The following is a 23497-nucleotide window of genomic DNA, read 5'->3' as shown; positions in this document are numbered from 1 at the left end:
AATGACAAATAATAATATTTCAAGGAGTAGATATATGGGTATGTTTAGCTTTGCAAAAGATATCGGTGATAAGATTTTTAACCGTGATGACGAAAAGCATGATGCTAAGACAGAAACGAAAGCAGATGCCAATACACCAGTACAAAGCAGTGAGCCGAGTGCACAATCAGTGGCCAATATTTTGTTGCGCCGTATTCAGCAGCAGAACCTCAATATCAGTAACCTAAAAATTAAATATAATGGTTCTACAGATACTGCAGAAATCAGTGGTAATGCTAAAACTCAAGCTGACCGTGAAAAAGCCATTATCGCTATCGGTAACGTGCAAAACGTTGCGAAAGTTATTGATAACATCGATATCGAAGAAGATGCACCTGAATCTACAATGTATACGGTAAAGTCTGGTGACAGTTTATCTAAAATCGCTAAAGAAGTGTATGGTTCATCTGGCGATTATATGAAGATATTCGAAGCAAACAAACCAATGTTATCTGATCCAGATAAAATCTATCCAGGCCAAGTATTACGCATTCCGAAGCCATAATTCTAGAAGAAGTGTATAGAAAAATAGTATTTTGAATATAACATTCTAGCCAAGAAAGCCTCTTATTATTAAGAGGCTTTTTTATATTGTATATGTCAAATAACCATTTTATTTCAGGAATATTTGATAGTCATAAAGTGATTGGTTAATTGGTTGAGTCTAGCTTATTGTGCTGCTCAGCTAGAGCCCATTCGATATGCTCATCTAGCATGTCATTATGTAAGGTCAATTTAGATTTTAATTGTTCGACTACTTCTAAGTTGGCATTAGCGTTGCCAAGTCCGATAGCGATATTACGTAAAAAATTCACATAGCCGGTACGTCTAAGCGGGCTACCTTGAGTGTTATTCATAAAGTCGGCTTCTTGCCACTGCCATAGTTCAAGCAAGCTACTATTATCTAATCCATGCCTTGGTGCGAAGTCATCAACAGTAGTTAGATTGGCATAACGATTCCATGGACAGATTAACTGGCAATCATCACAGCCAAAGACCCGATTGCCAATTGCGCGTCTATATTTGGTATCGATGACGCCATCATGCTCGATAGTTAAATAAGAGATACAAGCAGAGGCGTTGAGCTCATGGGGCGCTACAATTGCTTGAGTAGGGCATATGTCAATACAAGCGCTACAACTACCGCAATGCTCCTTGACCGGTTTGTCGTCGGGTAGTTCAAGGCTTAAAAATAGCTCACCGAGCACAAAAAATGAGCCAGCTTGCTTATTTATAAGTAATGTATGTTTGCCTGTCCAACCGAGACCTGCTGCATCTGCAATCGGCCTCTCAAAGATAGGCGCCGAATCGCTAAAAGGTCTAAACACAAATTCTTTTTCTGAACCGATATCCAAATGTTGCCATTTAGGCAGCATTGTTTCTATCTTCAAAGCCAATTGCTTTAAACGGCTCCGCATTGTCTTATGGTAGTCGCGCCCTCTTGCATAACGCGCAATGATGCCTTTATTGGGGTGATCATTATCAGTGACAGCACGGGGTGTGGGTGCTTGGGTTAGGTAATCCATACGTACGCTGATGATGGTCTTTGCACCCTCGACGAGCTGATCAGGGTTAGCGCGCAGATCATGATTATTGTGCATAAACTGCAGTTGACCCTCATAACCTTTATCAAGCCACTTCTGTAGTTGTTCAATCTGCTGAGTAAACAAAGGATGATGCACAGATAAAAAACCACAATCAGCAAATCCTAGTGCCTGTGCTTGTGCTTTGATCCACTGCTTAACATCAGCTGTAGTTGCAAACACAGTTGGATTAGTAATGGTAATTCTGTTTTTATCAGTAGGCATGAGAGTAGGTGCTTATTAGATGTTTTCTCGTTTGTTTTAATCAGATTATTCATATCTGACAATCAGAGATAATATAAATACCGCTATGATAAGCCAGTGAGCAATGAGTGCAAGTATAAAAGAAAATAAACTCACATTCATATTGATACATAAGTCGAGATAAGCTTTTGCTAAGCTGATATGAGAAATAAGCAACCAAATTTAGATAAAATAAAAATTAGTAGCAACACCAAGGATGAGTTATGAGAAATAATACCCATTTATCACCTATAAAAAATACACAACCTATTGCGCTATATAGTAGTGAGCAGGTTTATGCGATGGAGCACGCTTGGTTTGCAGAGGGATACGATAGTTTTGGTTTGATGAAACAAGCTGCTTGGCAAATGACACAGCAAATAGAACAGGTTTATGAGCGAAAAACCGTCAGTGCTAGCCATTCTACCAACACTAACGTTTATCACCGTAGTGCTCATCCACGTCGAGCAAGTATCTGGGTAGGGAAAGGTAACAATGGTGGTGATGGCTGGCTCATCGCTCATTATTTACAGCAAGTTGGCTGGCAAGTAGAAGTAGTAACGGTTGGTTTTAGTGAAAATGATTTTGTTATCGATGATCAATCAGTAACTTCTAAAACTTCTAACAATAAAGATAGCGATAGTAGCAATATTACTGACGCGACAAAGGCATTACAGATAGCTTTAGCGAGCAGCTGTCACTATCAGCGATTTGAAGAGATTGTTAGTCACGATGATTCAAATAGGAAAGACTTACCAGCTGATGTCTATATCGATGCATTATTTGGTATTGGCTTAGATCGTGCACCAGAAGGCATTTATGAATTAGCTATCAATACCTTCAATAGTCTTACTCAGCAAAATAACGCCTTAGCAATAGCAGTCGATATTCCAAGTGGGTTAGTGGCTTCTACTGGTGAGGTGTTCGAACGCATAGCAATACAAGCTGACGTGACTCTATGTTTGATTGCACGCAAGTTTGGTCTGCATACTAAAGATGGTACAGACTATAGCGGAGACGTAGTCGACATACCGTTGATACCTTATCAGATGGTACTTCAGAAAACAGCCAGCAATAACACGATAGCTAAGAAAAATGCCAGTCAAGCATCTGAGCCAGTTGCCACGCTGCTGACGGCTGCACATAGTATGAAGCCGCGCCACCAAAACAGCTACAAAGGTAGCTATGGTCATGTGCTAGTCATTGGTGGAAATCGTGTTGATGGCTCACAAGGTATGGGCGGTGCTGCCATATTGTCTGCGGCCAGTACAATGGCGACAGGTGCTGGTAAAATAACTGTTGCCTGCCATGAGGCTTTTCATGGGTCACTATTGACCTCATTGCCAGATGCGATGACTATTAATCTACATGACGTAAGCGGAGTAAAAGGTCTGATTAAGCAGGCCAGTGTCATTGCCATTGGGATGGGACTTGGCCGTGATAAAAAAGCCGAAGCATTATTTATTGAGTATTTACAGGCTGCTATAGAGAATGAAAAATCAATCGTGATTGATGCAGATGGACTTTATCACCTAGCATCACTGCACAGGAACAATCATCAGCTGGCAACAGAGCTACGAGAATATAGTACTAAACGTCGGGTTTGCTTGACGCCGCATAGTGGTGAAGCAGCTAGATTACTTGATCAAAAGATAAGTGAGATTGAGTCAAATAGACTGCAAGCTATAAAAAAGTGCGCCGCAACATATGGCGGTGATTGGGTATTAAAAGGGGCAGGATCGTTAGTGTTAGAGCAAGAAAAAGGAAGAGAAAACGTATACGTCTGTGATGTAGGGAATGCTGGCATGGCAACCGCTGGCATGGGCGATGTGTTATCTGGGGTGACCGCGGGACTATTAGCACAGCAAGATTTATCAGCAAAGGCACGTAGCTTACATCAAGCAGTTCTTATACATGGGTTTGCAGGAGATGTATTAGTAAATCAATCGAATAACGACACCAATACATTGCTAGTGGGGCAACGAGGGCTACAAGCTCAAGATATGCCAGCAGCCATTCGTCACGTAATGCAGCTTATGCTAGTTTAAACTTATCTCAAGCGAATGCGAGTATTCCTAATTCGATGGGTTAGCACAGTACTGAGTGATCGCTTGCTGTACACGCTCGCGTTTAAGCTCAATCTCACGACCATCTAGGTATTGACGTTTACCAGTGGCATCCATTTCATATATACGGCCGCCTACATTAAGATTGGTTAAATTGTTACGCAATGATTGGCAGCGCTGAGCGTTAGCCTGAGCTTCTTGTTCTTTAATACGTGCTTCAAGTGCTGCTACTCGCTGCTCTTCTGCAGTCTGTGTATTACTGCTTTGATTAGGATCGGTCTTTCCTGCCATTTGTCCTGCATTGTTCTGTCTACCGTCACTACGAAACTCAATCAGTTCGATATTTTTACCGACTTGCGGCGCATGTTGGCTATATTTTACTTCACCATGTGCCCCAATAGATTTATAAACTTGAATAGCCTGACTGGCATTCATGGACAACATTAGCATACACGCGGTACTTGTTAATAGTTTGGCTGCGGTATTTATCTTAGACGCATATGCCATAGTAGCAATCCTCTTATTTAATAAAAAACAAATGTATATGTATAAATATAACACTCAAACGTTTTATTAGTAATCATAATACATCATCTTATAATATCGAAAAATAATAATTATATATATTGGATGTTATATAACCAATAGTTATATGTAGGCGTCAGAAGTTTTTCTTGACAATAACTCATAAACCATCGAATATAATAGCAGTTGATTGGTCAGTGAGCGGCTTTTACGATGTGGCCGTGGCACTTGAGAAAGAGAACTACAAGTTACTTATCGGTAGCTTATGCAGTTTTATTTCCTTTGTGATAATGATATAGCAAGTATGGTGGCACAACGACCACTGTTGATAGCGATACATTGTCTCCGGACTTATCTGTCTACAATGACTAAGATAAACTTATTATTTGAAATGTGCTAAATGTGTTTTTAGCAGTTGTATCAAACGCGATATAGTACGCCGTTAAGAAATTTCCCAAAAGCCTATTGTAAGTTCTAAAGATCTTATAATTTGGCATTGGTTATGAAGTTTTTTTGCTTGTATATATCGATGCATCTGTACAAATAAAGTCACACAAATAAAGTCACAATAGGTACTTGCTAGTATCAAATCTCAATAATAAGCCTCTCTTTTATAGATGCACTCGCATCTTGTCACTGTATATCGATAAACATCCATCACAAAGCTGACCTAAAATACACTGCTATGTTTGATTAGTATTGTCCTATGAGACAGTTTTAATCAAACCTATTACGCAGATATTCTTGATATGGACAAGAATTAGCGATCATTCAGTAAGTGAAAATAACGACGGTAAGTAATTATTTTTACTCATAGAATCCCGCAAATTCTCGCCGCAAAAAAAGGTGATGACAGTGACGCAAACCACGCAAAGTCCGAACATGACGGGACATACCCAAACGGGTAATGCCGCCAAAAATTTTGAACAAAAGCAACAACGTCTTGCAGAAGGTAGTGCACAGCCTGTGATGCTATCGGGCGCTGAAATGCTGGTGCAAGCACTGACTGACGAAGGTGTCGAGTATATCTTTGGCTATCCAGGTGGCGCGGTCTTACACATTTATGATGCGCTGTTTCAGCAAGAAAATATTGAGCACATCTTAGTACGTCACGAGCAAGCAGCGGGCCACATGGCCGATGCTTATTCGCGAGTGACTGGTAATACTGGCGTCGTGTTGGCCACATCAGGCCCTGGTGCGACCAATACCGTGACAGCTATTGCTACTGCCTTTATGGACTCTGTACCAATGGTTGTAATCGCAGGTCAGGTGCCAAGCAGCCTAATCGGTGAAGATGCTTTCCAAGAAACAGATATGGTAGGCGTATCACGTCCTATCGTTAAGCATAGCTTCCAAGTACGCCATGCTAGCGAAATTCCAATGATTGTAAAAAAGGCATTTTATATTGCCCAGACTGGTCGCCCAGGCCCTGTTGTCATTGATGTGCCAAAAGACATGACTGCGCCTAGCGAAAAATTCGCTTACGAATATCCAGAAGAAGTATTTATACGTTCGTATCAGCCTTCACTCAAAGGTCACAGCGGGCAAATCAAAAAAGCCATTGAAACGCTATTAGCAGCGCAGCGTCCTGTTGTATATGCAGGCGGCGGTGTGATTTGGAGCAATGCGCACGAAGAGTTAACAGATCTTGCACATCGTCTGAATTTACCAGTGACTAATACTTTGATGGGTCTTGGTACATTCCCTGGCTCTGATCGTCAGTTCTTAGGTATGCTTGGCATGCACGGTACTTACGAAGCCAATATGAGTATGCACCATGCTGATGTGATTTTGGCCGTCGGCGCGCGTTTCGATGATCGTGTGACCAATAACGTTAAAAAATTCTGCCCTAACGCAACCATCATTCATATCGACATCGATCCTGCTTCGATCTCAAAAACGATTCTTGCGCACATTCCTATCGTAGGCGATGTGAAGTCGGTCTTAACAGACATGCTAGAGATTGTTGGTCAAGACAAGCAGTTAGAGCAGCACGCATTGCTCGATTGGTGGTCACAAATTAATGAGTGGCGTAAGCGTCATGGCTTACGTTATGACACCAGCACAGATAATGGCATTAAGCCACAAAGTGTCGTACAAGCTCTAGATAAAGTGACTAACAGTAACGCTATTATCACAAGTGACGTTGGTCAGCATCAGATGTTTGCGGCACTTTACTATACTTACAATGAGCCACGTCAATGGCTGAATTCAGGTGGTCTTGGTACCATGGGGGTTGGTCTGCCGTATGCAATGGCTGCCAAACTTGCCAATCCTGAGCGTGATGTGGTTTGTATCACGGGTGAAGGCTCTATTCAGATGAATATCCAAGAGCTATCGACCTGCTTGCAATATAACTTACCAGTTAAAATTCTGAACATTAACAATGCGCAGCTAGGTATGGTGAAGCAGTGGCAAGATATGCTGTATGAAGGTCGTCATGCCCAGTCTTATATGAACTCCTTACCAGATTTTGTCAAATTGGCTGAAAGCTATGGTCATGTCGGTATCAAAATTACTGACCCTGCAACCATGGAAGCACAATTAGCTGAAGCAATGGCTATGAAAGACAAACTGGTATTTATCGATGTTTACGTCGATCGTAATGAGCATGTATATCCAATGCAAATCGCTGGACAGGCCATGCGTGATATGTGGTTAACAAAAGGGGAGCGTACCTAATGCAACAACAACATCTGATTTCGGTATTGATGGAAAACGAAGCGGGTTCGTTGTCGCGGTTAGTCGGCTTGTTCTCACAACGTGGCTACAATATCGAAACTTTGAACGTCGCGCCTACTGATGACCCAAGTATTTCACGTCTAACGGTTACGACCATTACGTCACCTGAAAGAATTGAGCAAATCACCAAACAATTGCATAAACTGATTGAAGTGGTTAAAGTGCTTAATCTGACGGAGAACGTACACGTTGAGCGTGAATTGATGCTCATTAAAGTCCGTGCAACAGGCGGTGTTCGTGAAGAGATCAAACGTAGCGCAGACATTTTCCGCGCACAAATCGTCGATGTAAATTCTAACTTATATACGATTCAAATCGTGGGTGACAAAGCCAAACTTGATGGTTTTATCGATGTGATTGGCCGTGAGCGCATTATGGAAGTGGTTCGCTCAGGTGTGATTGGTATTGCCCGCGGTGAAAAGACCCTAAGCATTTAATTATTTATCAAAACCAGTTTAAACCAATATTTATTTATCTAATCAACAAAGCGCTTATCTTAGTTATTATATTGACTACAGCATAAGCGTTTACTATCCATGGCAAGCCATGATTGAGAACAAGGACTCTATTTATGAACGTTTATTATGACAAAGATTGTGACCTATCTATTATCCAAGGTAAAAAAGTTGCCATTATCGGTTACGGTTCACAAGGCCATGCACACGCGCTTAACCTACAAGATTCAGACGTCGATGTAACTGTAGGTCTACGCGCAAACTCAAGCTCATGGAAAAAAGCTGAAAATGCTGGTCTAAAAGTCGCTGAAGTAGAAGAAGCGGTAAAAGCTGCTGACGTTATCATGATTTTGACGCCTGATGAATTCCAAAAAGAGCTTTATAATGATGTAATCGAGCCAAACATCAAAGAAGGCGCTACACTAGCTTTTGCTCACGGTTTCGCGATTCATTATAACCAAGTGGTACCACGTGGCGATCTTGATGTCATTATGGTTGCACCAAAAGCACCAGGTCATACTGTACGTTCAGAGTTCGCTAAAGGCGGCGGTATCCCTGATCTTATCGCTATCTATCAAGACGCTTCTGGTCAAGCCAAACAGTTAGCATTGTCGTATGCTGCTGGTGTTGGTGGTGGTCGTTCAGGCATCATCGAAACAACGTTCAAAGATGAGACTGAAACGGATCTATTCGGTGAGCAAGCCGTACTTTGTGGTGGCGCAGTAGAGCTGGTTAAAATGGGCTTTGAGACGCTAACAGAAGCGGGCTATGCACCAGAAATGGCTTATTTCGAATGTCTACATGAGCTAAAGCTAATCGTTGACTTGATGTATGAAGGCGGCATCGCTGACATGAACTACTCAATTAGTAACAACGCTGAATATGGCGAATATGTTACTGGCCCTGAGGTTATCAATGAGCAGTCACGTGAAGCTATGCGTAATGCACTAAAACGCATCCAGTCTGGTGAATACGCGAAGATGTTCATCTCTGAAGGCGCAACCAACTATCCATCAATGACTGCGCGTCGTCGTAACAACGCTGATCATCAAATCGAAATCACTGGTGCTAAGCTACGTGGCATGATGCCATGGATCGGTGGTAACAAAATCATCGATAAAGACAAAAACTAAGTTTTATACAGATAAAAGTCTTATTCAGATAATAATCTGATTTAGATTAAATAGCCCATGTTATCACTTGATAGCATGGGTTTTTTTATGCAAAGTATTTGGTAGGCGCTTTTCGCTTTGACTTGAATCTGGGTTATCGGTTGAAAACCAGTAATGGCTACCCAATATAAGCAGGCATCTTAACATTGGCCAAAGTGCCTTTGCGATCAATATTCGTCATTGTTCCAACCCGTTTCTAAGTATTCGAAGCGGACGGATGCTTCATTCTCACTTTCTATAGATAATAGGTTGTATGCTGTGCAAATATCTTATTCAGACTGGCTAACGCCGCAATTCGTATATATTACTCTTAGCGCTGTGGTAGCAGTTTTAATTTGGATAGAAGGGGAGATGCTCAAACAGACCGATGGTAAACTGCCTCAATCTAAGTTCTTCAAAGTCAGTTCATTGTTAGATACTCTATGGTTCTTCATATCAGTGGTGATTTTATACGTTATTGATTTGACCCCGTTAGCTATCGCAGTGCCTGCAGCATATGGCATATACACGACCTTTGGTTGGATATATGGTACCAAGCTGCTGAAGCGCAAAGGCATCCCTGACTCTCCTAAAGATTTGGTCATTCCAGCCAAGTATATTGCCTATAGTCAGTCATTTTCATTGGTGTTTTTTGCGTTATGTTTGCTTGTATTGAGTTCAGCATGGCTACCAACATCACCATTGCAGTAACTGATATTCCAACCTACTATCATCTATGTCGACTTATTTAATTAGTGGTTTACTGATGAATTTGTAGTACGTCTATAAATAAAAACTATTTTATATCAATGAGATATGGGTAAGATTACTATCGATGTTAAATTGCAACAATGGTTAGTATTTATTTACAAAAATCAGCAATTTAGACTGTTCCTACCATGGAAAACTGTTATAATCAGACTGTACTCAAAATATTTGAGGCAAAAAATCCAAATTTTCTTTAAGAACATTTAGCATTTTTGGCCGCCGCATTTAGCAGAAAATATTAGGGTATATATCAATTAATCGGTGATGACACAAGTCTCGCCAACAGTTAAAGAGTCAGGAAAATTTATGTCAGATAAAGTTGAAGGCACTGTAAAGTGGTTTAATGAAGCTAAAGGTTTTGGTTTTATCGCTCAAGACAACGGCGGACAAGACGTATTCGCTCACTACAGCGCTATCCAAGGTAACGGTTTCAAAACTCTAGCCGAAGGCCAAAAAGTGTCTTTCATCTTAGGTGATGGCAAAAAAGGCCCACAAGCTGAGCAAATCGAAGCTATCTAATCTCATTTATTGTTAGGCTAACTGCTTGCCAGTAAGCTTAATGACAATAAGATTATCAATACGCATTGATTACTTTGTTTGTTAAAACAATAAAAATACTGTATCGACTTTAAAAAGAAGCAACCTCTTATCAGGTTGCTTTTTTTATGGGGCTTTTTTGGCATGATAAAGTGTTGCTAATGTAAGGTGCTATTGATTTTGACGGTCAACATCATCAGGTAATAGCGAACAATGATTTAATAAAGATGTAATAGATAAGGTTGTATTATGAAGTGGGAAAATTGGCTTTCAATTGACTGGCAACAGGTGCTCGGGATTTCTTTATCTGCTGTAGGCTTTTACGTAGGGCTGATGTTGTTTACTCGACTGATGGGTTTACGCAGTTTTTCCAAGTTATCAAGCCATGATTTTGCAATGACCGTTGGTATTGGTAGTATATTGGCGTCGACAGTGTTGTCAGATAAACCCTCTCTATTTCAAGGATTGTTTGCTGTTGCGGTGCTATTCTTGATTCAGGGCGTTATTTCAGTTATCAGACGTAAGATCAAGCCGCTAAAAGCTTTGATAGATAACCAAGCTATTATCCTAATGGCTCATGGTGAGTATTTAGATGATAATTTAAAAGAGGCTAATCTTAGTACCAGCGATGTGCAGGAAGTGCTACGTAAAAATGGTATCAAAGCGAAAACAGAAGTGTTTGCAGTGATTATGGAGACGACAGGTGATATGAGTGTTATCAAGAATAATGACGTTGAACCTGATTGGTCTTTATTTGATGATATACGTGATAGTGAATTATTGCTTGGTGCTAGTAAGAATGGTAATTCGCAGGTCTAGCTTGCCTAACTATTCTCATCCGTTAACTTTGAAGAGATAAATAATAACAAAATATTAAGTAAAGCTAAGGCTTAGAATGCTATAAAGGTACAAGTATTTTAAGCTACTGAACAATAAAAATCGTGAAATGATGTGCTTATAGACTATTTATTATAGAGTGTTGACAAATTTATGACGCATTATTCACGGCGTTGTCTTGACCTTATCTGCCTGCTGACGCAAGATACATAGGTCTGATAATAACGGTTGGCTTAGCTTTAGCAGATTTCATTAGTAAGAGATACAATGCTAATATGCTCTTAGATATTGGCTCATCTTTCTTAGTTAACAATATTCTGTTGATGTAGTAATAACCTTGAGCAGTATTTTGAACGACAATTTGAACCACAACGAACCTTTGGTTCTTAACTGACAATTTTTAACTCATAACATTAATAAACGAGGAACGTATGAAAGCATTAGTAGCGGTCAAGCGTGTCATTGATTATAACGTAAAAGTTCGTGTAAAAGCCGACAACTCTGGCGTTGACTTATCAAACACTAAAATGTCAATCAACCCTTTTGATGAAATCGCAGTAGAAGAAGCGGTTCGTCTGAAAGAAGCTGGCGTCATTGATGAGATCATTGTTGCTTCAATCGGTCCAAAAGAGTCACAAGAGCAGATTCGTGCAGCCCTAGCGCTAGGTGCTGACCGTGGTGTATTAGTTGTAAGTGACGAAAAACCATATCCATTACAAGTGGCTAAGATTCTAAAAAGTATCGCCGAAGCTGAAAGCACTGATATTATCTTATTAGGTAAGCAAGCGATTGATGATGACAACAACCAAACCGGTCAGATGCTAGCGGCATTGATGGGTATCGGTCAGGGTACATTTGCATCAGAAGTGAAAGTTGAAGGCGACAAAGTAAACGTAACACGTGAAATCGATGGTGGCCTACAAACTGTTGCACTTGATTTGCCAGCGGTTATCACGACTGATCTACGTTTGAATGAGCCACGTTATGCTAAATTGCCTAACATCATGAAAGCGAAGAAAAAACCACTTGATGAGAAAACACCAGCTGATTTCGGTGTTGATATGACATCTAAGCAAGAAATTATTAAAGTCGTGCCACCTGCTGACCGTAAAGCTGGTATTACAGTAGGGTCAGTTGATGAGTTGGTCGATAAGCTAAGAAACGAAGCAAAAGTCATTTAATGTTTTAATGATTGGATACTTCGCTACGGCATATCTTGTGCAAGGCTATGAATTTGACTGCTTTATTTCATACTAAATGATAGTTGCTCAAATAGCTTTGTACACAAACAACCGCATGAATAGATAATACGAATATATAAAGGACTAAAACCATGGCAATTTTGGTATATGCAGAACATGACAATGCCAGTCTAAAAAAGGCAACTTTAAACACCATCGCTGCTGCTAAGCAAATGGGTGATGATATCCATGTATTGGTTGCTGGTAGTGGTAGCCAAGCTGTTGCTGATGAAGCGGCAAAAGCAGAAGGCGTGACTAAAGTACTATTGGCTGACAATGCTGCTTATGAGCATCAATTGGCAGGCAACGTGGCGCTATTGGTTGCTGATATCGCTGGTGATTACAGCCATATCCTAGCAGCTGCAACCACGACTGGTAAAAACTTTATGCCACGCGTTGCAGCGTTACTCGACGTCAGTATGCTGTCTGAAATCTCAGGTGTGATAGATGCGCAAACGTTTGAGCGTCCTATCTATGCAGGTAATGCGACAGCGACAGTAAAAACCACAGAAGACAAAGTGGTACTAACAGTACGTACTACTGCGTTTGACCCAGTGGCAAGCGAAGGCGGTTCAGCTACTGTTGAAACTATCGATAATGTACAAGAAACTGGCAAAGCTAGCTTCGTTAACGAAGAAATGGCTAAGTCTGATCGTCCAGAATTGACCTCAGCTGGTATCGTTGTTTCTGGTGGTCGTGCCTTGGCAAACGGTGAAAACTTCACCAAGTACATTGAGCCATTGGCTGATAAGCTAGGCGCTGCTGTTGGTGCATCACGTGCTGCTGTTGACGCAGGATATGTACCAAACGATATGCAGGTTGGTCAAACGGGTAAAATCGTTGCACCGCAGCTATATATCGCAGCTGGTATTTCAGGCGCCATTCAGCATTTGGCTGGTATGAAAGATTCTAAAGTCATCGTTGCTATCAACAATGACCCAGAAGCCCCTATTGCTAGCGTTGCTGATTACTTCTTAGAAGCTGATTTGTTCGAAGCATTACCTGAGCTAACTAGCAAGGTTTAATATATAGTCATAGAACTACTAAACGGCTACGGCGTTACCCTCCTTAGATGTACTACTTGTATAATCTACAGTCGGCTGCTTTGTATCCGTTTTAGACTTCTTTGACTATATCAGTAGTAGACAGATAATAAAAAACCCACTATCAATTGGTAGTGGGTTTTTTTATGCTTGATAGATAGGGTTTTGATAGCAGTTATAAAGGACGTTAAGAGTATTGTCTTTGACGTAAGGTCTCATACAGACATAAAGACCCTGCAATAGCGACATTTAAGCTCTCTTGCCCATTTGGCTGCGGTAATGCTATCGGCGTGGCACATTGCATTAGCTCGTCGCTAACGCCTTGGCCTTCGTGACCCATAATCCATGCCACAGGTGCAGATAAATCGTGCTCGTAGATGATAGTATCTGTATGTGAGCTAGTCGCCAAAAGCGGCACTTGTACGTGATCCAAAATATCTTGCGCACTCAAGCCCTCATAGATAGTCAGTGCAAACTGTGCACCCATACCTGCTCGTAGCGTCTTAGGAGACCACGCTTGAGCGGTCGCACTGGTACATAGAATATTGCGGATACCAACGGCTGCAGCTGTGCGTAGCAGCGTACCAACATTCCCGCTATCCTGCACGTCGTTTAAGATTAAGCTGTCCTCATCGATCATCGATAGGCTAGGCGTTGGTACTTTGATTATCGCCATGATATCGATGCCAGTACCCAAGCTACGAATACTCTCGTAAAGTGCATCTGACAAAGTAAGAATAGGCGTATAAGTGGGCAGGCGAGTTAATACCTGCTGAACTTCAGGGTGGCTACGCGCTGACTCAGACAGTAGTATCTGGGCGAAAGGATAATCACTACGCAGCGCAGCATCTATCAAATGGACGCCTTCTATGACTGTCTGACCGTTCTTTTTACGCTGGCGTGCTTGGGTCAACAGTGCTTTCACAAGCTTCACTGTTGTGTTCTTATCTGAGGTAATCAGCTCGGTGGGATTTAATACCATAGTGGATCGCTTAGAGAAGGGTAAAGGAGTCGTTTAAATAACCAGCACAATGCCTATTGATTTAGTATTCTGCTAGCTATTCTTAACAAGTGCGTCAATCAATTATTTTTCAGAATAATTGACGTGTAAGTCTTTCACATAATTGACTTCGTTTTTACTACCGAGTACCACAGGGACACGTTGATGGATATCAGTCGGTTCGATATCTAGGATACGGTTGACGGCGTCTGTCGCACCGCCACCTGCGCGTTCAATCAATAAGCTCATTGGGTTGGCTTCATACATCAAGCGTAGTTTACCCGCTTTGTGAGCGTATTTAGTATCAAACGGATAAGTGAACAGACCACCGCGACATAAAATACGATGGACGTCACCAACCATGGCTGCTACCCAGCGTGTATTGAAATCACGTCCACGTACCCCAGTCTCGCCAGCGATTAACTCATCGATGTACTGCTGCATCGGCGCGCGCCAGTAGCGATAATTTGAGCTATTGATAGCATACTCGCTTGTATCGGCATCGATTTGAACATTGTCTTCTATCAGCACATAGTCAGAAGTCTCTGGATCTAGGCTAAACATAACGACTTTATCAGCGATGGTTAGCGCTAGGACAGTAGAGGTACCATATAATAGATAACCGGCTGCTAGCTGTTTGTTACCTGTTTGCAAATAGTCGCTGTTTTCACTGGTTTGACCTTGGCGCTCATACGGTAGAACAGAAAAAATCGTACCTACTGCCATATTGATATCAATATTTGATGAGCCATCTAATGGGTCAAATAACACCAATAGGCTACCGTCATCATTAGCAGGGGTCGCGTCATCGAGCTCTTCTGAAGCGACGCCAGCACAATGTGTATTTTTTGCCAATGCATCTAGCAATAAGTCATTGGCCAGTACGTCGAGCTTTTTCTGATCTTCGCCTTGGACGTTTTGATTACCAGCTTCGCCCAAAATGTCTGCTAAAGCGCCTTTTCTGAGCAGTTGTGAAATCGTCTTACCGACATCAGTGACAGTGGTAATCACGTCGTTAAGTGCAGGGCTAGTAGCATGTTGGTTTAGATAGTCTGCTAAGGTCGTCATAAGGCTTCCTAATAAATGGTGTGGAAAGTAAAAGAACGGATAGGTGTCAAAGTAAAGAAGTAGGTGGCATTTAGCACACCTGAAATAGGTAAATTCTTAAATAGCTAATACGGAATCTTTGTCCCGACCACAAAATCGGCTACACTATATCTATTGTTATTCATTTATAGTTTTGTCAGAATTATTCTCTATGAGAATACAGCATGTCTACTCACGCTTTCTGATTGTCTGCTGAGGCTATTTTTGGTCGAATTTGATTACGGTAAATTGTAGCAAATAAGCGTCAAAATGTCCTTTGTATCTATGCCTATCAGTGATAAATGATCGAACAAAGATGAATAAGTGATTACTATAGACTCATATAAACCCACAATAAAGACTCGCCATTATGTCAAATTCTATCGATAGTAGCGCTACACAACCAGTCTCACCGACTGATTATGCAAAATTTGATCCCAATACGATTCATCAAAGGCTCAATACCTCACTAAGTCGTCCGCAGCTCAACACCGATGGCAGTATTAGGCATTTCTTAGGTGTTGAAGGTCTTAATAAAGCACAGCTCAAAGCTATTATCGCAAAAGCAGAGACTTTTTTTGATGAAAATGGACAGCTAATCAATCGTCCTGAGTTAGACGGTTATACAGTAATGAATTTGTTCTTCGAACCATCGACGCGTACCCGGACGACATTCGAGGTGGCAGAAAAACGCTTGGGTGCCAATGTACTCAATATCGATATCGAACGTTCTAGTACCAAAAAAGGCGAGAGTCTGCGTGATACGCTGTGGAATCTACAGGCAATGACCGCGGATATTTTTGTGGTACGCCATTCAGCATCAGGTGCCGCGCATTTTATGGCGACAGAAGTGACGCCTGATATCGCAATCATTAACGGCGGTGATGGCTGGCATGCGCATCCTACTCAAGGAATGCTCGATATGTTGACCATTCACCGTGAGGCACCGCGCCCATTTGAAGAGTTGTCTATCGCGATCGTTGGTGATATTAAGCATTCACGCGTGGCACGCTCTGATATCAGTGCATTGCAAACGCTAGGTGTGACAGACATCCGTGTTTGTGCGCCGCGCACTTTACTGCCCAAAGGTATCGAGCGTTTCGGTGTACAAGTATATGAAAACATGGACGAGTGTGTCACTGACTGTGATGTGATCATGGGATTAAGAATACAAAATGAGCGTATCGGTTCGCCGCTCTTGGCATCATCGAGTGAATACTATAAGCATTATGGGATCACGCCAGAGCGGGTAGCGCTTGCCAAGCCTGATGCATTGGTGATGCATCCGGGACCGATGAACCGCGGTGTTGAGATTGCCTCTAGTGTGGCTGATGGCGCACAATCCGTTATCTTAAAGCAGGTAAATAACGGTATTGCTATTAGAATGGCGGTCTTATCGCTTGCGATGGAAGGTCAACGTGCTCATCAAGCGGCTGGCAAGTAAACAGCATGCCGCGCGACTTATTCTCATTTATTTCATTTTATTGATACGGTAATAACGTTATGTCTACCATGCTTAATACTGATGCACCTATTCTTGACCATTTACCAAAAGCATTTAAAGATGCATTGCCACAAACTGCAACAGAAAAACTATCTACACTCGATTCTGGCCGTGAGATGTGGTTATTACCACCACTAGTAGATCTATGCGCGCGCTTGCGTGAGCCAGGCCAACAGCAACACGGTACGCTAAAATCAGAAGGCAGCGCTGCTCGTGGTAATGGATTTTTGCATGTAGTCACACCTCCTGATACCAATCCTATTTTAGAAAATGGCTCACTCTTAAAAGGTTTACGTGAGCGTGCCTTGAGTGATGGCGGGATTTACTTGCATATTTTGGGTGCATTGACCACAGGGTTAGAGGGCGAACGACCGTCTAACATCGCAGGGCTTAAAAAGGGCGGCTGTATCGCAGTATCTAATGCGCGTAGACCTTTTCGTAATGATTTAGTATTGCTGCGTACACTAGAATACGCGGCGACTTTTGGCATGAAAGTATTCTTTTATCCTGATGAGCCAAGTCTGTCTGGAGACGGTGTGGCACATGAGGGCTATATTGCTTCTTATCATGGTCTGCAAGGGATTCCTTGGATTGCGGAAACTGTTGCGTTGTCTACGCAGCTATTGATGGTTGAAGAGACCGGAATCGCTGCTCATTTTAGCCAGTTATCATGTAAGTCCTCTATCGAGCTCATGCGCTGGGCAAAAGACAAAGGTCTGCCTGTTACGTGTGATGTTGCGATGCATCAGCTTTACTTAACTGATGATAACCTTGAAGGCTTTAATGCTCAGGCATATGTATTGCCACCGCTACGTAGTAATACTGACCAGCAGGCAATTCGCCGTGGCTTAAAAGATGGCACTATCGATGCTATTTGTAGTCATCACGAGCCACTAAATAGCACCGCCAAAAAAGCACCGTTTGCTGAGAGTACGCCAGGTATCTCAAACTTTGATACCTTTATGGCGCTAGCTTGTCAGCTGGTAAATGATGAGGTGTTAACACTCTCGCAATTAGTAGATAAAATCTGCCTAAATCCTGCAAAAATCGCAGGTATTAGTGAGCAGTATGAAGCTATCGGCGGTGCAGTATTGGTTGATCCTAACCTTGAGTGGCAAGTAACCGCGCAATCGATGCTATCGAGTGGTAAAAACACGCCGTTTTTCAATCAGCAGTTGCAAGGACGTGTTGTGGAGACATTCTTTGGCTAATTTGCCCCGACAGGATGACCGTCTGCCGCCATCCTCGAAGGATAAAGGGGTTACCATGAATGGTCAGCAAGAAAAATCGCGCAGTACGGCTAGTGAGTCTATTAAAGCGGTGGCCATTTATGAGGTAGTGAAAGGGGTTGGTGCGTTACTAGGAGCAGGGGCATTATGGTGGTGGCATACCAATCTTGAGCATTGGCTGACGACTGCAACGGTTACTTGGCAGCGCAGCTTCGGTCATCTGCTTGCCCCGCAAATCGATAGTGCCGTACGTATTGCTCAGCAGGCAAGCAAAAACTGGCCGATGTTTTTATTATTGATATTTGCATATGCCAGCCTGCGCTTCCTCGAAGCTTATGGTTTATGGCATGACAAAACATGGGCGTATTGGTTCGGGGTACTAGGCTACGGGGTATTTATTCCTATAGAAATCTACTATCTGATCGTTAGCCCATTTGACTGGTTTAAGCTTGGGATACTGGTTTCTAATCTGCTAATTATTATTGTGGTTTATCGCAATATGAAACGAAAGGGCTTGATATAGCGTTTAAATTTAAGTTAAAAAATCCAGCATAAGACAAGTATCTGATGCTGGATTTTTTTGTGCCTGCTATATTTTTAGCTTATACGTTTACTGTTTTTTCATCCGTACGAATGCTTTTAGCGACTTTTCCAACGCTCAGACCTTGTACCAAGATGGAGAAAATCACCACCGCATAAGTGAGTGCCAATAGAATCTCGCGTTCAGCCCCTATCGGTAGCTGTAATACTAACGCGACCGAAATACCACCGCGTAAACCGCCCCATGTCAGAACTTTCCATGCGCCTGTAGGCAAATCAAGCTGACGATGCAAGGTCTTGGTCGTCATACCTACCACGATAAATCGAGCAACGAGCGCAATTAAAATCGTCAAACCACTCGCAATAAATAAATTGCCTGAATAAGCAATCATCACCACTTCTAAACCGATGAGCACAAATAGAATGGCGTTTAAAATCTCATCAATCAATTCCCAGAACAAATCAATATAATGACGCGTCTGATCACTCATCGCAAGCGCACGCCCGCGGTTACCAACCATCAGACCCATCATGACCATGGCGAGTGGCCCTGATAAATGCCAATGACTGGCCAGCGCATAGCCACCGATGACGCCTGCTAATGTTAATAGGACCTCTTCTTGATAGCTATCAATGCTCTTGAGTAAGTAATACAAAACCGCCCCAAGCACCAGTCCGAATACAACACCGCCACCAGCTTCAACCGCCAATGTATGAGCGACGTAGTTGGCAGTAGGGATATCACCGCTAGATAAAATCCCCAGCAGTAAGACGAAGATAACCACGCCGATACCATCATTGAACAATGACTCGCCAGCGATGACAGTCTCGATGCTCTTTGGAGCACCTGCTGACGATAGGATACCCATTACAGCAATAGGATCGGTAGGGGAGATAAGCGCCCCAAATAACAGGCACCAGAGAAACGGCAGGCCGAAACCAAACAACGGCAACATAAAATAAATCGCAGTCGCAATGAGCATCGCCGATATGATCGTACCAAGTCCGGCAAGGATGCCGATAGGTAGCTTGTAGCGTCTCAAGTCACCAATATTGACGTGTAATGCGCCTGCGAATAGTAACATCGATAGCATGCCGTCTAAGAGTACTTCGGTAAAATCAAGCTGCTCCAATAAACTGACTTCGTAATCAATCAGCTGATCAAACCCTAAGAAGCCTAAAAATATCGCACCGATTGACAGTAAGATAGAGATGACCATGACACCGATAGTGGTCGGCAAACCAATAAAACGGTGATTGATATAAGTTAATGAAGCGGTAATCGACAAAAATATGGCGCTGATTTCTAGGATGGTGAGGCTGGTTGCAGATGCCATAAAAAGTAGGTCTCATATGAATATAAAAAGTATCTAAAGCGCAGGGCTTATAGGGATGTTATAAGTGTTGTTGGCTATAGGGGTTGTGATTATAAGTAATGTGTTTATAAGGGCTGATACTGCCATCTATCTAAACAGTTCATTGGTTATATCATTAACTAGACTGTGTCTGTAACGCTTGACGAATATCGGCTTCAAACTCACTCACGTAATTAAAATGCTTGTGTTGCGCATCGTTATCAAGGATAAATTGCTTGGCTTGTTCGCACATAGCGACCAAGTCATCGACCAGCTCTTGATAATTTAAATTCTCTTCACCAGCTCGCTGAATCAGATGCAATTCATGTAATAGCGTTTGCTGCTGTGCGCTGTTTACTCGTGCATAGTTCAAATTGACCATTGCCTGACATAATGCTTTTAAGACCATTAGGTCAGCAGCTGCATAACGACGTATTTCACCGAGTGATACATTGATAAAATCAGAAATCTTTGGGATATGAGTGACTAGTGCCAATATGGCCAGTCGCTTCTGTTTGATAGTAGTTTCAGAGCTATCGTTAGTCTCTGATTGCGGTATGTGAAAGTGATAAGGGCTTGGTGGCTGGCGACGCATCATGATACTCAGACAGCTGGTTAGAGACTGGACGCAATTGACCGCAGTCTTTGGATCATTGATACCAGGGGATAGTGCGCGTACAGCAATTTCCGTCATTTGACCTAAGCTATAGGCAATGTCGTTAGAGTGCGCCAATCGTTGCTCAAGTCGTAGGCAACCTGCCAGACGTTGCCAAAACAGTCCATCAGGCGCTCTTGGTATCACTGCCAGATGCGGGGTTGCTGTCCTTTGGCGATTATTTGAATGAGATGCAGGCCGCTGATAAAAGTAGCCAATGACGTTTTTATCGGTGACGTAATTACCGAGATTGGCATGCATTTGTACCACGCCGCCATAATCTTGTGACAGCGCAATCAATGACTCAAGGTAAATTTGCTGTAGATAACCTGAATTTGGTGAATAAATCGGCATAGCAGGCCAGTTTTGGAACTGCTCGGTATCATGGTGCTCAGCATCCCGTTGATGTTGAATATCACATCGATCGTTATACCAGTAGTAAATGTTTACAATCGCATCGTTGCTAGCATTTTGAATGACGTGTGACGCTTGAATGGCATGCACCATATGCTGTACAAAATAAACCAAGAGCAGCGCACAGATAATCGCCATGATAATAGCAAAAGTTACTGCCAATTGCGGCACACCAAAAGCTACGTCAGACTTATGGATAGACTTTAGTACCAGTAAGCTATAGCTAAATGTACCGATAAAAGCGCCAAGGACAAACTGGTTTGGTGTGTCGGTCAAAAAGTTATGTAGTAGTCTTGGACCAAACTGTGAAGATGCCATCGACAGGACGGCGATTGTAATCGAAAACGTTGTACCTGCCACGCCCAGTACTGCACCAGCGATAGCGGTCATAATAGCGCGTGCCGCTTCGTCATCACCAGTAAAGGCAAAAGAGATCTCTTTTACCGTTTCACGGTCAAAATGCTGATCAATCGCTACGAGTAAAGGGGCAAGTAAAATACCGACGATGACACAGGCTGTTGGGATAAACCAATAAGAGCCAATCAGCCATTGCCACAAATTATTCATGCGATCAGGCAAATCAGTCAGCGTTTGTATTGACCACAACTTAGTAAGCTGCTTAAGCCTGTGTTGACCTGCATTGATAGTACGTGTCCAGGTACTGTCTCCATTATCTTTATTCACTGTTATGAGCCTTAGGGTTATCTGCTTCCGTAATAATAGCGTTTTTGTGCGCACGTCTGGTCATATCTGTCTCAGCATGACTCTCACCAGTTCCCAGAGGTATGATGGCTTCGTTGTCGTGATCGTCATACTCAATATCACTGTCTTTGTCATAAGCCATCGGTTCTAGGTGCGGTGAGGCTTCAAGTTTTGCACTGTTACCGTTATAAGCACTTTGACCATGTCCATCTAGACTATCATGTCGTTGTACGTTTTCAGTTGCAGCAGAAGTTTTTCTAAATAGTTTACGGTCATCGCCATGCTTGCTAGTAGATTGTTTACGCGGTTCACTATTGGCAAAGATAGCATTCAGCGGTAGATGCAGTTGCTGCTTGGCATACGCTTCAGTATTCTCAAAGCGTTTTACCAGTAAACTTAGCCAAGGCTTTTGACCTTCCAATTTCATCTCATCCAACTCGTCCTTGATAGGAAGTGGGTAGGGCAAGGTACGATAAAAGTCCCATAACGTCATCCTACTCAGGTCTTTTTTGAGCACATAGTCATCATCATCCGTCATGGTAATAAGATTGCTGTCTTGTAGGTAGTTAATATAGGTATACCATTTCGGCAGCTCTTTGCGACCTAAGACATTACGCAGTGCTTGCTCGCTAACGGCTTCACCTTTTAAGTGGTGGGTATAGACCAAGTTCAACATGTCTAGCAAGCTGAGTAACGGGTGACGAGGGTAAACTTCTTCTGTCTCAAAAATCGTCAAGGTATAACTTATTTCAACACCCAGTAAAATTAAATTCCACGACAGATAGATCCATAGTAGAAAGATAGGCAATGCGGCAAAAGCGCCGTAAATCGCTTCGTAGCTGGTAAAGTTAGCCATTACTGTACCAAACAGATGCTTCATTAATTCAAAGACAATGGCCACGAACACACCAGCGATGGCTGCGTTCTTTGCTGGTACGCGTGCCTTTGGAATAAACCAATACATACCGATAAAGCCTGCCATGGTGATACCAATCGACACCATTTGTACCCAAAAGCTCCAGTCGATACCGTAGCCAGCAATTTGACGATTGAGAAAACTCAAACTCTGTACGGTACTTGAAGCGATAAAAGCGGTACCCAATACCAACGGGCCTAGCGTAACGATAGTCCAATAACGCAGCATGCTTTTAATGCCACCAGAGCGATCTTCTACTCGCCAGATTTGGTTAAACGCGCGCTCGATAGTGGTCAAGGTCATGATAGTTGTAAAGAATAAAATCATGGCACCGATAATGGTTAGATTAGATGACTTTTCGGCAAAGCTATTAATGTACTCACTAACTTGCATGCTCGATTGCGGCAACAGATTGCTATAAATGACGTCATAAATCTGCGCTCTAACTGATGCGAGTGCTGGTACAGATGATAAAATCATCAGTAATACCGTTAATACCGGTACGATCGATAGCATAGTAGTGTATGTCAGTGAAGCTGCCTTTTGCTGGCAATTATCTTCAAAAAAATGCCGAGTCAAAAACCGTAAGAACTGAAACCAACGCTGTTGTAAAAACGGGAGTTTTTGAGATAATTTTTCCATGTCGACCATTAAGCAAAAGTAAGAGTGACAATAGTGTAACAAAGATGAACGGTTATCATCTGCGGTTTAATTGTGTCAAAATGCACCATGTAGCACATTAGATACAATATAAGTCAGGTTATCAATCATGGTTATTTGCATGACAGTGAATGACTCGGGCATAATGTGCACATATTCTACAATGCCAGTTAGCCGTATATTTCGCCGCATTTTTGGTGGCTAGT

Annotated in this window: 20 protein-coding genes; 13 read left to right on the top strand and 7 right to left on the bottom strand. The window is 42.3% G+C overall.

What is annotated here, in order from left to right; all coding sequences use genetic code 11:
- Nucleotides 1–34: 34 nt before the first annotated feature.
- Nucleotides 35–544 (top strand): peptidoglycan-binding protein LysM, encoded by a 510-nt coding sequence (gene lysM, locus DXK30_RS10620; RefSeq protein ID WP_057758817.1) that lies wholly within the window; start codon nt 35–37, stop codon nt 542–544.
- 145 nt (nt 545–689) lie between these two features.
- On the opposite strand, the gene queG is transcribed toward lysM, so the two are convergent.
- Nucleotides 690–1847, bottom strand: a complete 1158-nt coding sequence (queG, locus tag DXK30_RS10615) for a tRNA epoxyqueuosine(34) reductase QueG (protein WP_114701682.1) — start codon at nt 1845–1847, stop codon at nt 690–692.
- A 242-nt stretch (nt 1848–2089) separates the two neighbouring features.
- On the opposite strand from queG, the gene DXK30_RS10610 reads away from it, so the two are divergent.
- Nucleotides 2090–3913 carry an NAD(P)H-hydrate dehydratase gene (locus DXK30_RS10610; RefSeq protein WP_114701681.1) on the top strand — a complete coding sequence of 608 codons (1824 nt, stop codon included), beginning with the start codon at nt 2090–2092 and terminating at the stop codon, nt 3911–3913.
- A gap of 27 nt (nt 3914–3940) precedes the next feature.
- On the opposite strand, the gene DXK30_RS10605 is transcribed toward DXK30_RS10610, so the two are convergent.
- Complete coding sequence (locus DXK30_RS10605; RefSeq protein WP_114701680.1) at nt 3941–4438, bottom strand: DUF4124 domain-containing protein; 498 nt, start codon at nt 4436–4438, stop codon at nt 3941–3943.
- Between the two features lie 987 nt (nt 4439–5425).
- On the opposite strand from DXK30_RS10605, the gene DXK30_RS10600 reads away from it, so the two are divergent.
- From DXK30_RS10600 to DXK30_RS10560, 8 genes are all read left to right on the top strand, one after another.
- Nucleotides 5426–7138: an acetolactate synthase 3 large subunit gene (locus DXK30_RS10600; RefSeq protein WP_197411831.1), complete on the top strand. Its 1713-nt coding sequence runs from the start codon at nt 5426–5428 to the stop codon at nt 7136–7138.
- The gene (gene ilvN / locus DXK30_RS10595; RefSeq protein WP_057758828.1) at nt 7138–7635 is read left to right on the top strand and encodes an acetolactate synthase small subunit; all 498 of its coding nucleotides are present in this window, start codon (nt 7138–7140) and stop codon (nt 7633–7635) included. The genes DXK30_RS10600 and ilvN overlap by 1 nt, the downstream gene beginning before the upstream one ends.
- A 134-nt stretch (nt 7636–7769) precedes the next feature.
- Nucleotides 7770–8786, top strand: coding sequence for a ketol-acid reductoisomerase (gene ilvC, locus DXK30_RS10590; RefSeq protein WP_101204856.1), 1017 nt, complete (start codon nt 7770–7772; stop codon nt 8784–8786).
- A 297-nt stretch (nt 8787–9083) separates the two neighbouring features.
- Nucleotides 9084–9515, top strand: coding sequence for a hypothetical protein (locus DXK30_RS10585; protein WP_101204855.1), 432 nt, complete (start codon nt 9084–9086; stop codon nt 9513–9515).
- A 363-nt stretch (nt 9516–9878) separates the two neighbouring features.
- Complete coding sequence (locus DXK30_RS10580; protein WP_057758834.1) at nt 9879–10091, top strand: cold-shock protein; 213 nt, start codon at nt 9879–9881, stop codon at nt 10089–10091.
- A gap of 267 nt (nt 10092–10358) precedes the next feature.
- Nucleotides 10359–10928 (top strand): DUF421 domain-containing protein, encoded by a 570-nt coding sequence (locus DXK30_RS10575; protein ID WP_114701679.1) that lies wholly within the window; start codon nt 10359–10361, stop codon nt 10926–10928.
- A 449-nt stretch (nt 10929–11377) separates the two neighbouring features.
- The gene (locus DXK30_RS10565; protein WP_057758837.1) at nt 11378–12127 is read left to right on the top strand and encodes an electron transfer flavoprotein subunit beta/FixA family protein; all 750 of its coding nucleotides are present in this window, start codon (nt 11378–11380) and stop codon (nt 12125–12127) included.
- Nucleotides 12128–12279: 152 nt separating this feature from the next.
- Complete coding sequence (locus DXK30_RS10560) at nt 12280–13212, top strand: electron transfer flavoprotein subunit alpha/FixB family protein (protein WP_114701677.1); 933 nt, start codon at nt 12280–12282, stop codon at nt 13210–13212.
- Between the two features lie 205 nt (nt 13213–13417).
- Here DXK30_RS10560 and DXK30_RS10555 read toward each other — a convergent pair whose 3' ends face one another.
- Entirely contained in the window at nt 13418–14212 is a 795-nt protein-coding gene (locus DXK30_RS10555) for a TrmH family RNA methyltransferase (protein ID WP_114701676.1), read from the bottom strand.
- A 102-nt stretch (nt 14213–14314) separates the two neighbouring features.
- The gene (locus DXK30_RS10550; RefSeq protein WP_114701675.1) at nt 14315–15298 is read right to left on the bottom strand and encodes a class 1 fructose-bisphosphatase; all 984 of its coding nucleotides are present in this window, start codon (nt 15296–15298) and stop codon (nt 14315–14317) included.
- 388 nt (nt 15299–15686) lie between these two features.
- Between DXK30_RS10550 and DXK30_RS10545 the strand changes: the two genes are divergently transcribed.
- Genes DXK30_RS10545 through DXK30_RS10535 form a run of 3 tightly spaced genes read left to right on the top strand, consistent with a single transcriptional unit; the run spans nt 15687 to nt 18572 of the window.
- A complete protein-coding gene (locus tag DXK30_RS10545) occupies nt 15687–16760 on the top strand; it encodes an aspartate carbamoyltransferase catalytic subunit (RefSeq protein ID WP_114701674.1) in 1074 nt (357 codons plus the stop codon).
- A 59-nt stretch (nt 16761–16819) separates the two neighbouring features.
- Nucleotides 16820–18031: a dihydroorotase gene (locus DXK30_RS10540; protein ID WP_191114803.1), complete on the top strand. Its 1212-nt coding sequence runs from the start codon at nt 16820–16822 to the stop codon at nt 18029–18031.
- Nucleotides 18024–18572, top strand: coding sequence for a DUF2127 domain-containing protein (locus DXK30_RS10535; RefSeq protein WP_114701673.1), 549 nt, complete (start codon nt 18024–18026; stop codon nt 18570–18572). Before DXK30_RS10540 ends, DXK30_RS10535 begins: the two co-directional genes overlap by 8 nt.
- A 79-nt stretch (nt 18573–18651) precedes the next feature.
- Here DXK30_RS10535 and DXK30_RS10530 read toward each other — a convergent pair whose 3' ends face one another.
- The 3 genes from DXK30_RS10530 to DXK30_RS10520 form a co-directional block, all read right to left on the bottom strand.
- A complete protein-coding gene (locus DXK30_RS10530; RefSeq protein ID WP_114701672.1) occupies nt 18652–19926 on the bottom strand; it encodes a cation:proton antiporter in 1275 nt (424 codons plus the stop codon).
- 154 nt (nt 19927–20080) lie between these two features.
- On the bottom strand, nt 20081–21697 hold the full coding sequence (locus tag DXK30_RS10525) for a DUF2254 domain-containing protein (RefSeq protein WP_227670789.1): 1617 nt from the start codon (nt 21695–21697) through the stop codon (nt 20081–20083).
- The gene (locus tag DXK30_RS10520; RefSeq protein ID WP_114701671.1) at nt 21690–23273 is read right to left on the bottom strand and encodes a YihY/virulence factor BrkB family protein; all 1584 of its coding nucleotides are present in this window, start codon (nt 23271–23273) and stop codon (nt 21690–21692) included. Before DXK30_RS10520 ends, DXK30_RS10525 begins: the two co-directional genes overlap by 8 nt.
- Nucleotides 23274–23497: the final 224 nt, after the last annotated feature.

This window comes from Psychrobacter proteolyticus (assembly GCF_003350005.1).
In the GTDB taxonomy this organism is placed as follows: domain Bacteria; phylum Pseudomonadota; class Gammaproteobacteria; order Pseudomonadales; family Moraxellaceae; genus Psychrobacter; species Psychrobacter proteolyticus.
Note: the sequence above shows the minus strand (reverse complement) of the source record. Positions and strands in the feature narration are given on the sequence as shown.